At 41.0% G+C, this 15,178-nt stretch carries 11 protein-coding genes; 3 read left to right on the top strand and 8 right to left on the bottom strand.

The window, feature by feature from the left end; genetic code table 11:
* Positions 1 to 5: 5 nt before the first annotated feature.
* Entirely contained in the window at positions 6 to 851 is an 846-nt protein-coding gene (queF, locus tag CWC18_RS06510; RefSeq protein WP_138589607.1) for an NADPH-dependent 7-cyano-7-deazaguanine reductase QueF, read from the top strand.
* Here queF and CWC18_RS06505 read toward each other — a convergent pair.
* From CWC18_RS06505 to CWC18_RS06490, 4 genes are read right to left on the bottom strand one after another with little or no spacing between them, the layout of a single operon-like run.
* Entirely contained in the window at positions 838 to 1,725 is an 888-nt protein-coding gene (locus CWC18_RS06505; RefSeq protein ID WP_138589606.1) for a peptidylprolyl isomerase, read from the bottom strand. The genes queF and CWC18_RS06505 overlap by 14 nt on opposite strands.
* Complete coding sequence (locus tag CWC18_RS06500; RefSeq protein WP_138674948.1) at positions 1,726 to 2,559, bottom strand: substrate-binding periplasmic protein; 834 nt, start codon at positions 2,557 to 2,559, stop codon at positions 1,726 to 1,728.
* On the bottom strand, positions 2,559 to 6,272 hold the full coding sequence (locus CWC18_RS06495) for a translocation/assembly module TamB domain-containing protein (RefSeq protein ID WP_138674947.1): 3,714 nt from the start codon (positions 6,270 to 6,272) through the stop codon (positions 2,559 to 2,561). Before CWC18_RS06495 ends, CWC18_RS06500 begins: the two co-directional genes overlap by 1 nt.
* The gene (locus CWC18_RS06490) at positions 6,272 to 8,014 is read right to left on the bottom strand and encodes an autotransporter assembly complex protein TamA (RefSeq protein WP_249930085.1); all 1,743 of its coding nucleotides are present in this window, start codon (positions 8,012 to 8,014) and stop codon (positions 6,272 to 6,274) included. The genes CWC18_RS06495 and CWC18_RS06490 overlap by 1 nt, the downstream gene beginning before the upstream one ends.
* A gap of 165 nt (positions 8,015 to 8,179) precedes the next feature.
* On the opposite strand from CWC18_RS06490, the gene CWC18_RS06485 reads away from it, so the two are divergent.
* Positions 8,180 to 8,509 (top strand): ribonuclease E inhibitor RraB, encoded by a 330-nt coding sequence (locus CWC18_RS06485; protein ID WP_119862352.1) that lies wholly within the window; start codon positions 8,180 to 8,182, stop codon positions 8,507 to 8,509.
* Positions 8,510 to 8,550: 41 nt separating this feature from the next.
* Here the strand turns inward: CWC18_RS06485 and CWC18_RS06480 are convergent, their stop codons facing one another.
* The 4 genes from CWC18_RS06480 to pyrC form a co-directional block, all read right to left on the bottom strand.
* Positions 8,551 to 10,290, bottom strand: a complete 1,740-nt coding sequence (locus CWC18_RS06480; protein WP_138674945.1) for a DEAD/DEAH box helicase — start codon at positions 10,288 to 10,290, stop codon at positions 8,551 to 8,553.
* An 83-nt stretch (positions 10,291 to 10,373) separates the two neighbouring features.
* Entirely contained in the window at positions 10,374 to 10,679 is a 306-nt protein-coding gene (locus CWC18_RS06475) for an H-NS family nucleoid-associated regulatory protein (protein WP_010362304.1), read from the bottom strand.
* Positions 10,680 to 10,885: 206 nt separating this feature from the next.
* Entirely contained in the window at positions 10,886 to 11,095 is a 210-nt protein-coding gene (locus tag CWC18_RS06470; protein ID WP_010362305.1) for a cold-shock protein, read from the bottom strand.
* Between the two features lie 323 nt (positions 11,096 to 11,418).
* Positions 11,419 to 12,462: a dihydroorotase gene (gene pyrC / locus CWC18_RS06465; RefSeq protein ID WP_138674944.1), complete on the bottom strand. Its 1,044-nt coding sequence runs from the start codon at positions 12,460 to 12,462 to the stop codon at positions 11,419 to 11,421.
* A gap of 196 nt (positions 12,463 to 12,658) precedes the next feature.
* On the opposite strand from pyrC, the gene CWC18_RS06460 reads away from it, so the two are divergent.
* Positions 12,659 to 15,034 carry a bifunctional diguanylate cyclase/phosphodiesterase gene (locus tag CWC18_RS06460; protein ID WP_138674943.1) on the top strand — a complete coding sequence of 792 codons (2,376 nt, stop codon included), beginning with the start codon at positions 12,659 to 12,661 and terminating at the stop codon, positions 15,032 to 15,034.
* The last annotated feature ends 144 nt before the right edge of the window (positions 15,035 to 15,178 follow it).

The raw sequence follows: 15,178 nt of genomic DNA, 5'->3' as shown, positions 1-15,178 counted from the left end.
GAAACATGACAGATTACACCGATGCACCAGAGCTAAAAGCCTCTATTTTGGGCAAAACCACAGACTATGCTCAGCAATATGATGCCAGCCTACTTTATCCAATTGCACGTAAACTCAATAGAGATCAAATCTCTGTTGATGAAGCAGACTTGCCATTTTTAGGGGAAGATACGTGGACTGGATATGAGCTATCTTGGCTTAACGCAAAAGGGAAACCGCAAGTCGCGGTTGCGACCTTTACTTTTCCTTGCCAAAGTAGCCATATTGTTGAGTCAAAATCGTTTAAACTTTACTTAAATAGTTTTAATCAAACACGGTTTGCAGATCAAAAAACCGTAGTAGATACTCTTACTAAAGATTTATCAGCCGTAACGCACTCTCAAGTCGAGGTGGTGCTCTATAAAGCAAACGATCACGACTGTATTGCTTTCACGTCTATGCCGGGGCAATGCATTGATGATTTAGACATCGAGGTTGAACACTATAGTCCGATAGGAAATATACTAAAGCAAAAGTCTTCAGACGTCGTTAGCGAAACATTGCATAGCCACCTTTTAAAATCTAATTGCCTGATCACGTCACAGCCTGACTGGGCGACAATTATTATTGAATATACGGGCGTTGCGGTATGCCATGAATCTTTATTACGCTATTTAATTTCTTTTCGTAGCCATAATGAATTCCATGAACAATGCGTTGAACGCATTTACTGTGAGCTACAACGCACCTTTGCCTTTGAGAAGCTTGCAGTATATGCCCGCTATACCCGCAGAGGCGGATTAGATATTAATCCGTACCGCTCTAGCGACTATAACAAAACCCCATACGCGATCAGAACTAACCGCCAGTAATAATGCGCGTCGGAATGGTAATTGAACACACATCAGCATAATTAGGCCGCTCAACGAACCACGCTTCGGGGCGGCTTTTTCGTGCTTGTATTAAAGCTTGAAACTCTGTGTGATCAGTATCAAATACGGCAAATTGCGTTTTATCTATCGCGCTAATATCACCGAGTATCCGCGCATGTGTAATGACATTAAAGTCTTCATCGGGTCGTGGTGTACGCATTAATCTATTGACGTGCTCCATACCGTGTAATACCCGCCCAAACACCGTTATATTCCTATCTAAATAACGCACTGGTGCCAATGTAATATAAAACTCTGTGCCGCCACTATTAATCTCGTTTCCGCGCGCCATAGCAAAAATACCCGGGCAATGAGTTTGCCAGGTATTTTTACCGTCAGCCGACTGCGCGACCGCAAAACCATCCAAAAACCCTGTCACAGGGGCATAACCGTCAATCATTTTTAGAGAAGTAATCGGCAAGCGATTCTTGCTGGTATAAAAAAATTCCGCATCAACCGCTCTTTTGGCCTTACTCAATTTTTTAGTCTCACCTTGATCACCCCCTTGCGCGACAAATCCTTCCACAAATCGATAAATGCTCAGCCCATCGTAAAATTTTTCTCGAACCAGGTTTTTGATATTCTTCACATGTTCAGGTGCAAGCTGTGCATTCAGCTCTATATAAACAGAGCCAGTGGCTAATTCAATCTTAAGTACTTGCTCATTATCGACAGCACGCCAGGCATCAGCGGGAGCAGCTGCGATAATTTCATGGGGAGCACGCGATCCGCTTTGTGAAGCATAATTAAAAAACGAGGCTAAGCTGAGGGTGATTGATAAACATGAAACACACGCCATTTTCATTATTGGCATTCATTGATTTCCTTCATTGTTATTTTTATACCAGTAAGTAGCATGACTCAATGGTGCGCTTAGTGGCAGTAAAGGGTTGACCAAATCAATGCGTTTTCGCTTAGCTAAATTCGCATCTTTTAACCGAGTGGCAAAGTAACGGTTGAACAATTTATCAAAGCTACCATCCGCATGGGCTTGCTCTAGACCTGATTTTAATTTGTTATAGAGCACAAGATCATTTTTTGCGACAAAAAAGTAGACCGCTGAGGGATAGTAATAAATATGGTGAGGATCGGCTTGTATGCCTGACTCAGTATCTAAATAAACACCATCCAATACGTCGGTAGGTAATATGTCAAAACGCCCAGAGCGCAACATCTCATAGGCGTTGCCCTCTCGGGGATAAGACACCACTTTTAAATTATTCTTTTTAAAAATATCTAAATCAGGCCAATCATCTCTAAGCCCGAAGTGCACACTCTGAAAATCTCCGATTGTATTCAGTTTTTCCATCCGGGATACATCAGCTTTGCGTATTAGCCCTAAACGGTATCCTAATACACCTTTAACCAAAGGGATCCTAATCGCCCGAGCTAGCTTTTCTCGTTTAGAAGAAGTCACAGACCAAAAAACGTCTATTCCGTTGTCTTTCCCGAGTAAGCGTATCGCTCTTTTTTGCGTTGGTATATCGTAAACAAACTTTAGCTCAGGTTGTGCTTCATCATAAGAGAGTGCAAGCTTTAACAGAGCCTGTATATAGGGGTCCGCCCCAATCGTGATCCTCATGGTCTCTTGCGCGTGAGCCAAACTCATAGACAAAAATAATGCCACTACAACCCATAACAATCGCATTACTCACCTCTATCAAATTTATACAGCAAGTCTATACTATCGTATAAACCGCTCGTCGCCTCAATATACATTTTTGAAAACACGCGGTAGCGCACCGCAATTTCACTTAAAGAATCAAATACCCCCACACGATAACTGACTTGTACATTCGGTGTTATATAACCGGAGACTTCCACTTGAGTGCTATTACCACTGCCTTTTGCCGTTAGATTAACATCTTTAACCCCTAATTTTTTACCCGCTTTGGCCACTACCCCCTCACTACGTTCAATACTCTGCGATAAGAGAAATTGCGTCAACACAGTGTTGTTATCACTTTTACCTTGCCCTAAAGGTTCACCATTGAGTAAATATGCCAAAGCTTGTGCCTGATCCATTGATGGTTCAGAAAACACAGTTAATACTGGTTGCGTCGCGCTGCCCGTGAGTTCTACTCCCACTTTGACATTATCTGCAGTAACCTGAGGGTTACGAATCGCACTGACATTTAAATAGGGCTTATCTGGTGAGCCATTAAAGCCAATCTGACCATGGTCAATCACCAGGTCTTGTCCAAAAGCTCGGTACTTTCCCTCTCTTAAAGATAGCTCACCAGTTACGATTAATGGCATCTCGGTTTGCTTAGTCACATCTAAGTCTCCCGTAATATAGCTATCTAACCCCAAAGCTGTTACCCACAGGTCATCGAGTATTTTCATTGACAGATCTAAGTCGTAATCTATCGACGAGTCGTCATTTCCTACTATTTGTTCGTCTAAAATATACTGATCATCAGAGACCTTTACGACACCTTGTGGTAATGATTGTATCGCAATACGACCATAAGGCACCACCAGCTCCCCTGAGATTTCAGCTTTATGATGGGCATATGTAATCGTCAGATCAGGAGACAAGCCCAATTCAATACCCGGTTGTGGTGAAACTAAAAAATCTTGCCCTGATGCATTCAAAGACAGTGCCAATGACTCTTGCCCAACGAGAGCGCCTGAGAGCGCTAACTCCCCCCCCTCTAAAGCATAAAGCTGCCCTTTGATATCGGCTTGCTGTTTATTAAAAGTCACCTCAACATTCGATTTATGTATCGCAACGGGGCTAACAGGGCTTTTAACTGCAAATTGTGTTAACTGCATTACACCGTGAAAATTGGGCTTCTGGAAACCATTTAGAACGGATACATCTGCGTTCAATATGCCTGACAGCGCCACAGGGTGCAGTACCACTTGCTCCATGAGCGGAGATAAATGGGCAAGGTTAACGTCATCAACAATCAGCTTAGCAGTCGCGTGACGATAGTCAGTGATAGGTACATCCATGTCGCCCTTTAAGTTTCCTAATAATGACGATGTTAGATGCCAATCTAATGCCATGTGATCTTTATCGCTACGCATAACAACGTTTATCGACTCAGCAGGCAAAACATACGCTTGCTGAGCAAAATCTGCCCTGATTGAAGTATCCTTAAAATCTAATACAGCATTGGCATCAAGGAGCTCTCCTGCAAACCATTTAGCATTTATCTCCCCTTTACCTACTCCTGCCATTTGCCACTTGTCGGTCAGAATATTAAAGTCACTTAAATCCACTTTTGACAATGACATCGCCGCGTGACCCGCTGAATCAAGGGTGTGTTGTGCTTGTAAACACACTTCGCTGCGCTTAACCGCCCAACAATGAGGCATAATTTCACTTTTTTTATTAGAAACCACAAATTGAACTGATGAAACCAGCTCTATTGGTAAGTCTAAATAAGTTATTTTGGCATGAGATAGTCTCCCTTGCCACTGCGCCTTTTCTAGTCCACCTTGGATCTCTATCTGAGTAGCAATAGTTCCCGCTGAGTTCAAATGAATCGTATGCTGCTGCTTGTTGCCGGCCAATGACAGCGTAATATTTTCGAGCTGCTCATTAGCTAGACTTAAATGGGCAAAAGTCATATTAATATCACTTTCCCAGCCCTTTTCTAGATTAACATCAGCCGTGATCTTCCCATTCGATATAACTGCGTTATCATATTTGATATGAGACACATTACTTTTAACGTAAATATGCGGATGATTGTGATCTCCCTTGAGTGTTACTTCACCTGTTAAATGTGCATCAATTGCAAGTAAAGCATTCTGTTTATGATCAATATTAAACCGTCCACTCAAGTCGATTTCGTCCCCCATCACACCGCTGAGTTGTACAATACTCTCACCATAATTGAGCTCTAACTGCTCAATAGCACCATATCCTTGTTCATTTAGAGTCAGTTTAACTTCGGCCCCCAATGGAACATCCTGAGAGTCACCTTTTAAAGATAATTTATCTACAGCGAGCTGCCAAGCTTCACCTACTTTGTTAAATTTCGCGTGAAACTCTCCAGTTAATCGTGTCTGTATATTTTCAACTAGTATCCCTAAAGGGAGTTTTTGTAAATCTCCTTGAATAGTCGCAAACACCTCTGTGTTCCAATCGAGTTCTGCCTTAAAATTTGTGCGCGCTTCATTTATAGTTAACTTAGCCTCGTCCACATTCAGGTAAGTCATACCACCATGCAGACTTATATGACTGCTAAGTGTGCCTAGTTTCGTCGCATTGGCGCTTCCCTGTAACACTGCATGATACTTATTTGCATGACCTTGAGCTTGTAATGTCAGTTCACCCGCTTCAATACTTCCGATATTTAACACGCCCCCAGCTACCCTTGCTTTTTGCGTGAACGCCCCTTCGACCGTAAACGGCCAATTGGGTGTCGTGAGGTCCAAGTGACTTACCACATCACCGGCCACACTACCTTGCCCACGAGTTACAACAGTTAAATTGCTAAATGTTCCCATCGTCTTTAGTGATAATAATTGCGTTGGTGTCGTCAGCGTTGTAAAGCTGTCCACTCGCCAATCTTTGGTATTGAGTTGGGCATTTGAGCGTAAATGCAGGTCTTTATACGCCATGTGTACATCGCTCAATTGAAAGTGCGATCCCATTACAGACAACGACATTTCAACCTCTCGCAATACATGCTGCTGTTGTGCTTGCGCAATACTTATTTCGCTAACATAAGCCTTCACCACATTTACGGTAAGAGGCAAGAACACTTCCTTCGGCACCAATGCTGGTATAATTGTCTCTAATTTATTTGTCTGTGAGTCTATCTGCTGTATTAACTCCAAATTAACGGAGCTTAGTTGTAGCATATCAATCTGAACCGTACTTTCTTGTAAAGATGCCGACAGTTTAAAATCATCTAAAGACACTGTTTGTGTTGGCGAATTCACCATAAGTCTTTTAACGTTTAGGTATTTCAACGTTATGCTTATCGGAAAGGTCACTGATACAGAGGAAATGTCATTTCCCTCTGTCACGTTGGAACCTTGTTCATCCATTGCCTGTACCGGTTCATTGACCGCTACGTCAGCGGTGTCATGCTGCGTAACTTCAATGTGGTCTACATCACTTTTAATACATAACGTATCGCAATCAAACCATGACATCTCTATGTGTATATTACTGCCAGTGATCGACTGCTGCTTTGATTGATAGGTAAAGTTAATCTCACCACCAGAGAACATCGTCCGATTAGTCACACTCATATCCAACTCAGGAATAACTCGACTTACCGCGGATAGTAATAACTGATTACCCGTAAGAGTAAAAAGCATCCCTAACACGAATAGAAGAAGCCCAACAAACGCATACACCCCCTGTATTTTTCTTAACTTTCTGTACAACATTAAATCTCTGGACCTATTACTATACTTAATCGCGTGCTCTTACTTGCTTTACTCAACCCCCATGCATGGTCGAGCCTAATTGGGCCTATAGGCGTGATATAACGAATACCAAAACCGCCTCCAACAGACCAGTCACTCAAAGCTTCATTATCAACGGCGCCGGCATCAATAAATACCGCTGCACGCCAATTAGGTAAAAACTGGTAATTGTATTCCGCTGCACTTGTCACCATGTATTTTCCACCCAGAAGTTCGCCTTGCTCATCACGGGGTGCAACACTTTGATAAGCAAACCCTCTGATACTTTGATCGCCCCCTGCAAAAAAACGCATATTAAATGGCACGGCCTTAATCTCATCCGCAATAATCGCGCCTAAATCAACCCTCGCAAAAACCAAATGCCGCGCTTTGTAACTTCTTAACCAAGTATTTTTCCAATTCACTTTTACCAAAGATGCTGATGAAATCAGCTCTTTACTAGCAACTTCAACTGAGAAGAGCTGTTCATTACCCCAGTAAGGTAGTGCACCGCCTTTAGAGTGTTTTTTCGCATAGCTCACACCAGGAAGCAGCATCTCTGTTTTTACCTGAGGTAGATTATCTACATTAACCCCGCGTTGCGTTGTTTGGTGCTCTCTTTTTATAAACGCAGTACGTACCCAGTCGTCGTCAGTCAGCCACTGCCGCTGTAGCTGTATATTCCAAATTTTTGTTTCTACATTATCAGTTACTTGATCTTGAATTTGATAGCCACCGAGTACACGCCAAACATCATCATTGGGGTTACTCACAGGGATCGTATAACTGGCTGTAATATCTTGCTGCTGCTCTGACAAAGAGAGGTTACTTTCAATAAAATGCCCCTGCTCACTCACCCACGGCTTTGACCATTTAAAACGCCCTCTAGCACCCAGATCGGTACTGTAACCACCACCGACCTCATAACTATTAGCTGGCTTTTCATAGACATCAACACGGATGGGCACCTGCCCATTTTCCCGCTCTTTTAATAATGGATATACTTTTATGGCAGAAAAATAAGGCGTCGCATTCAGCGATAAATTGAATTCTGACAACAGATCCGCTTGATAAAACGCATTATGTTGAAACGGTGCTAAATGGCGAATATACGTTTTAGTTTTAACGTCTGTATTCATTACTATGCGACCAAAGCGATACCGAACACCTGCCTCTATGCGCAAAACAACACTTGCCTGTTGTCGTTTTTTATTAACTCTTAACTGACTATCAATCCATCTAGAATCAAAATACCCCCTTGCGAGTAATACACTTTCTAGTTGTGCTTTGGTCTTTTGGTACAGATCATGGCGAACCGGTTCATTGAGTTTAATAGGTACATTCAGCACCAACTCATCTATAAATGGATCGGCTTCACTATGCATCAGCACTTCAATATCAATGGCATTCCATTTTAAGCGCTCCTGAGCAGCTATATCGACTTGCAGTGTTTGTTGATGATCCGTTAAGGTCAATGCAATCTTACTGTTGTAATACCCAAATGCTTGTAACGCGGATTCAACGTCTTTACGTGCAATAGCATGATCTGCAAAGCTAAAACGCCGTTTTAGAAATGGCTGTAAAAATCCAGAAACATTTTGCGCCACTGCACCTTCCACACCTTGTATTTTAAGTGTTTCAAGTTGCACATTGGCTTGGGCATTAAGGAAGTGACTCCAAAGTGCCACAACAAAACAAATACACCCAAAAAGTCGCTTTGACACTTGGTTGAATGCTCTTATTTTATAATTAAAAAGCAATACTAACATATGATATATCAACCCCCCATGAACAATCTCAAGCCCAATCTTTTAAAATTTATCAATCCCCCTTTTTATTTCATTGCGGATCACCGACAATACATATAATTAGTTTAAGCGGATAAAAAAATGCAGTTTCCAGATGATGACAATGGCCAGCTCCTTAATGAAATAGCAGAAGCCGGTGTTGACCTAAGCCAACTTCATAATGTTGATTTCTTCATATTATTTGAGCAAAAGCCGCAAGCTGAAAAGTTTGCACAAGCCATTGCAGAAGATGAATTAGCACCTAATACCGAATTACAACAATGTCCTGATACAGGTGTTTGGGAAGTGGTTACGACAGTTAAAATGGTACCAGTCCACGAGTTACTCGGTCAAACTGAACAGTATATAGAAAGTATTGCCAATACCCATGAAGGATATGGCGATGGCTGGGGCATTATGGCACCAGAATAAATCTCAAAGCTGCATGGATGCAGCTTTGACTACCCGTCCCCCTATGACTTATCCGCTTTGCGATAGCTTCCTTCATAATCAAACAGCTTCTGAGCAACCTGCCAGCCATACTTCTTGTGCTGTTTCGCAATAACAAAATCTGGCGCGAGTAATAGGTGCCCTGCGGCAACCACTTGTTCCGCTGAACTCCACGTTACCTTATCAACATGCCCCTGCACCCGATAACTATAAAAGCGATGAAATACAAAGCGACTTTTTTTATTAGAAAAGTCATATACCTCATCACAACTGGCGCCGTCTTCATCAAAGTAGCTTACTTTGATTAACTGCGCTTTTATTAATGACACCGATAACCCAGAGCAACGCAGCACCATGGCATTTTTTAAATTAAGTGCAGCCCGCAATTTATCGTCGGGATCAGCCATAATCGCACCACATTGATTGCATTGGCGCGCAGCGATATCATTTTCCGCGCCGCATTCATCACATTCTTTAAACTTAAACCTGAAATCGCATTGCTGCTGAGATTGACCATCATCCAGTAACCCTTGGCAACGCCTACCATAATGTTCAATTATCTGCCCATCTTCACTTAGCTTCCCCCAAAAAACATTCGCAAAGCCACACCCTGGACACAATACCTGTACTGGCTCACTGTCTGTATTTGGTTTTTTTTCACCCACTTCTGGGTGATATAGATTAAAATCATTGCCAGCATAATCTAAAATAATGCAGTCTTCTTTATTATCGGAAAGCCTTAAGCCTCGACCAACGATTTGTTGATATAAACTAACTGATTCTGTTGGTCTTAAAATAGCAATTAAGTCAACATGGGGCGCATCAAAGCCCGTAGTTAATACAGAAACATTTATTAAGTATTTAATTTTCTTTTCTTTAAAATCTTTTATTATTTCATCACGTTTTGCATTGTCAGTATCACCAATAATTAACCTTGTATTATTTTCTGGTAAATAGCCTGTTATTTCTTTTGCATGCATAACCGTTGCTGCAAATATCATCACCCCTAATCGACGTTCACTTTTTTCGATTATGTGATCAATTATACTTTTTGTTGCCCTAGTTTGATCTGATAAGAGCTTATTCATATCTTTTTCTGAATAATTTCCAAATGTATTAGTAATTAAAGAAGAAAAATCGTAATTGGTTGTTGCAGGATCAATTTCATTTGGAGAGGTTAAATATCCATTTTGGATCATATACCTCAATGGTAGTTCATATATACATCGCTTAAAAGGTGACTCCGAGCCTCCTCGAATAAAACCATGATAATGCTGGTAATAAATCCAACCCATTCCTAAACGATAAGGCGTTGCAGTTAAACCTAATATCTTTAAATTTGCGTTGTATTTTCTTAATTGGTTTATGACTTGTTGATACTGGCTATCTTGATTTTCACTCACACGGTGGCATTCATCAATGATTATCAAGGAATAAAAGCTTTGCAGCTGCTCTAGGTTTCGAGCAATAGACTGGACGCTCGCAAAAGTCACTTGCTCTGATAAGGACTTCTCTTTCAACCCAGCAGAGAACACACTCGCCTTAAGACCGAAGCTGGTATATTTTTGCGCATTCTGCTCTACGAGCTCTTTAACGTGTGCTAAGACCAGTATTTTATGTTTTGCAAGTCGAGCCAACTCTGCAATCACTAGACTTTTTCCTGCACCAGTAGGGAGGACAATTACCGCAGCGTCATTACATTTTTTAAAGTGGGATATCGTATTTTGAACGGCGTCTCGTTGGTAGGGTCTAAGGGTATAAATAGGTCTTCCAAACAGTTAGAGGCTTCTAAAAAATAAACGCCCGTAATTAAAGCGAGCGTAGAAGATAATATAGCTCAGCTAAATTAGATCGTATAGTCGTCTAAATTAACATCAGCAAAAGCTTTTGGTGTTTTACCACGGCCAGTCCATTCAAAAACTTGCCCATCTTTTTCTATACGATATTTTGCTTTTACTTTTGCGCGCTTGTCCGATTGAGCGCCACCGACTAAATCTTCAAGGGTTAACCCTTTTTCCTTGATAAGTGCTAATACTTCGTCTTTTACTTGCTGTTGTTCACGTTGACTATCGAGTGCTTCATTGATTAATTCAGCAGCTTTCTCTAGTTCGTTAAAACTTGCAGACTTAATAAAAGATTTAATTTCACGCATTGGCAGTTCTCTTGTATTGATAAGGATATAAAATTACCTACAAAAGGTAATATATTAATCAGATATAAGCATTTACTGATCTACCTATTATTTTTACATATAAAAATAATAAAGCAAATAATTATAAGGAATTTTATAATAAGAATATTTAAAAAGAGAAAATAAGATAAAGGAGTAACAGGGCTGTTACTCCCATTAAAGCAGGCTTATACAGCAACTACATTTTCAGCTTCTGGACCTTTTTTACCTTGCTTAACGTCAAAAGACACAGCTTGGCCATCGGTCAGAGTACGGAAACCGTCACCAGAAATAGCACTGAAGTGTACGAACACGTCAGGACCATTTTCTTGTTCAATAAAACCAAAACCTTTAGATTCATTGAAAAACTTTACTTTACCTGTTTTAGAAGTAGACATACCTATTATTCCTGTAGATCAAATCAAAATTAACACTTGCCAATATGGCTTCCTCCCTGAGCTTGCTTATCAACACATCGGAATAATAAATACAGCAGATCATATTAATGCTACCAATCGTAAGTACCTAACCGGTAAGTACAAGTACATTATTCTTTACCGCAACTTTTACATCCATTGAATTGCAAAAACTCAAAGCATTAATAGCCTAACATAGAAACTAGGTTTCTGTACAAACCAAGGCTCATTAATTCTGTAAATTTTACCCAAAAAAATAAAAAAAAACGCACCATATCAGTGCGCTTCTTACACCGGTTGGTGAATTACTCAGTCACCATCCAGTCAATCATATCACCGGCTTTAATCGGCACTACGTCAGTTCCGCCAAGGGGGTAGCTCTCTGGTACCTTCCAAGGTGACTTTTTTATCGTAATGGTATCTATGTTACGTGGTAGGTTGTAAAAGTCTGGTCCAAAATGACTTGCAAACCCTTCTAACTTATCCAATGCATCAACTTCTTCGAAGGCTTCAGCATACAGCTCTAATGCAGCGTGGGCTGTATAGGCTCCCGCACACCCACATGCAGCTTCCTTTTTATCTTTGGCATGAGGTGCAGAGTCTGTGCCTAAAAAGAATTTTTTACTGCCACTGGTAGCTGCTTCAATTAGTGCTTGTTGATGAGTATTGCGCTTCAATATTGGTAAACAATAATAATGCGGCCTGATCCCACCTGCTAGCATATGATTACGGTTGTATAATAAATGATGTGCAGTTATGGTTGCAGCGACATTATCAGAAGCGCCTTTCACAAACTCAACTGCGTCTTGAGTGGTAATATGCTCTAACACGACTTTTAAATTAGGAAACGTATCAACTATTTTAGAAAGTTTGGTTTCAATGAATACTTTTTCTCGGTCAAAAATATCGATAGATGAGTCTGTGACTTCACCGTGTACCAATAACAGCATGCCGACCTCTTCCATTGCTTCAAGCGCGGGGTAAACATTTTCAATATCAGTTACACCTGAATCGGAGTTAGTCGTTGCACCAGCCGGATACAGTTTAGCCGCAACAATATGGCCTGTTGCTTTGGCTTTTTTAATCTCTTCTGGCGTTGTTTTATCCGTCAGATATAACACCATTAACGGTTTGAAATTGCCTTGAGGCTCAGCGGCCAAAATTCGATCTCTGTAAGAAAGGGCAGTTTCGGTGCATGTAGCAGGCGGTACCAAGTTAGGCATGATGATTGCGCGTCCCATATAACGGCTAATATCACGAACGGTATCTTTTAACTGTACGCCGTCGCGTAAATGAACATGCCAATCATCTGGGCGAGTAATAGTGAGGGTCGTTACTGTGCTAGTCATTGCTCTTTTCCACTGCTGAATTTGCCCGATCATAGGCAGTTAAAGGCCGTTAGTAAAGTATTTCGCACGGTGTTTGTGTAAAGATGACAAACTGTTTGCATTGTTTTACACCCTCAAACGTTTTTTCTTTAAAAAATATGTTGTTTCATTCTTAATTACGTTAAGTTATGCACACTCTCAAATATGAGTGATGAGCATGCTTTCACAAAAAAAATTAGAATCAAAGACCGAACAGCTCAGCATCATCAACCAATTTTCGTCATCTTTACTGCAAATTACTCAGTTAGATGAACTGTTTGATTATGTGACCTCTCAGGTAGTTAGCCGACTGGGTTTTGTTGACTGTGTAATTTACCTCGCTGATGAACACCATGAGTATTTAGAAGAAGTAGCCAGCATGGGATTATCCAGCCAAAATGCCAACTACCAAATTATTCAAACTCGCATTCCCATTGCCCAAGGGATCACAGGGTATGTGGCACGCACCCAAACCGCTTTTGTATCTGCTGATGTTTCGAGTGAACCCAGGTATATCGCAGACTCTCGCCCTGCTTTGTCTGAATTATGTGTTCCTTTAGTATATGAAGAACAACTTCTCGGAGTAATTGATTGCGAACACCCTGAGCCAAACTACTTTACTAATGGGCACTTACAGATCCTCTCAACTGTCGCACATTTACTTAGTGCTAAAATTAATCAGGTAAGAACGCTAAACCATTTAACACAGACAGTTGATCAGCTTAATCAAGCGCAACAATTAGAAAAGTCGCTGCTTAAAATTGCTAATATTGCTTATAAATCGCAAGAATTAGATGCTTTCTATGATGACATTTACGCCATCATAAACAGTCAATTACCAGCAGAAAACTTTTTCATTGGGTTATATGACAAACACGCTGATTTATTAGAAATAAATTACCTAGTGGAAAATGAAGTAAGGTGTAATGCATCACAAAAGATTGTTAAAGCGCAATTAAAAGAAACCGCTTCTTACTATATTATCAGTAATTCCAAGCCCTTGTTATGTAATCATATCGACTTTGATAAGCATATTGCACAAGGACATTTTAAAATGGTAGGCCGCTCTCCAACATCATGGTTAGGCGTGCCTTTTACCGTAAATGAGCAATACCAAGGTGTGATTGTGATGCAAAGCTATCATGATAACAAGGCATTTAACCGCCATCATTTAGCAATTTTAACTTACATTAGCAGACAAGTAAGTATGGCCATTGACCGTCAATTATCACGCCAAGCTCTAGAGCATAGGGCACTTCATGACGAGCTTACCGGATTAGCTAATCGCTACCTTCTACTAGAGCGAGTTAAACATGCCATTTTATCTCATGATCGGGCACCACAAAAGAAACTACATTGTTTACTCTATTTAGACCTCGATCGCTTTAAAAGTATTAATGATGCACTAGGGCATGATGTAGGTGACCACTTTCTTGTCGCAATCGTTAATGTTATCAAAGGTAGCATTCGACGCACCGACACCTTTGCCCGACTGGGTGGGGATGAATTTGCGATTTTTATGGAAAATGTTCACGATAAGCAACAAGTTGATATTGCCCTTGAGCGTATCAACAATGCCATTGCCAAGCCTCTACAGATAGACGGACATATATTACAAGCATCAGGCAGTATTGGCGCCGCATTCACCAGTGATGCAACCGACAATGCAATTACTCTGTTGCAACAAGCGGATGCAGCCATGTATGAAGCAAAGTCATCTGGAAGGGGCCGCGTTTGTTACTTTAATAATGCCATGCGTAAAAAGCTAAAACGCCAAGCGGACATAGAGAATGATCTACAAAGTGGTATCAAAAACCATGAGTTTGAACTCTATTTTCAACCCATTTTCACTCTGAACCAACCTCACATAGTCAGTTTCGAATCATTGGTACGCTGGCACCACCCCAGCGCTGGTCTTGTTCCCCCTGATGACTTTATTCCTATTGCAGAGCATACAGGGCAAATTATTGAACTGGACTTATACTTGCTTGACTTAGCCGCCGCACAATTACAACGTTGGCGTCGTGATGGAAACCCAACAGTGAGAATAACCGTGAATGTTTCTTCTCGACATTTCGCCAGTTTGGATTTTGTTGAGTATATGCGCTCACTATACATAAAATATCAATTACCAAACGGTACCCTCTGCCTTGAAATCACAGAGTCGGGATTAATTGAAAACCTCACGCTAGCCACACGCATTATTCACGGATTAGCACCGCTTGGGGTGAAACTGTATCTAGACGATTTTGGGACCGGTTACTCCGCATTGGGGTATCTTCATCAACTCCCTATACACACCTTAAAAATTGATAAAAGCTTTATTGACCAACTAACGCACAAAGAAAACCCCTTGGTTGATGCCATATTATCTCTGGCACAATCGCTCAAACTCAATGTCGTTGCTGAAGGTATTGAAAATCCAAAGCAATGGGCTCTGTTAAAAAGAAAAGGCTGCCAACTTGGCCAGGGTTACTTAGTCTCTAAACCGCTACCGGCTGCTCAAGCCATGGCATTATTGATAAAGCATACTGACGTGGCACTGTCTATTTAACCTCAGGTTTGGATAAGGGTTTTGGAAAAAAAATGTTTTGAAAACACACTTACGTACAATCCAATGATGATATTTTGCGCAATATCAAAGCAACGCCGAGAGTGAGAAAAATAGCTTTATTGGGCAAATTCGCTTATCCAGTGC

The organism is Pseudoalteromonas aurantia, from assembly GCF_005886875.1.
GTDB classification, from domain to species: Bacteria; Pseudomonadota; Gammaproteobacteria; order Enterobacterales; family Alteromonadaceae; genus Pseudoalteromonas; species Pseudoalteromonas aurantia_A.
The sequence above is the reverse complement of the archived record's forward strand: the minus strand, read 5'-3'. Positions and strand labels throughout refer to the sequence as shown.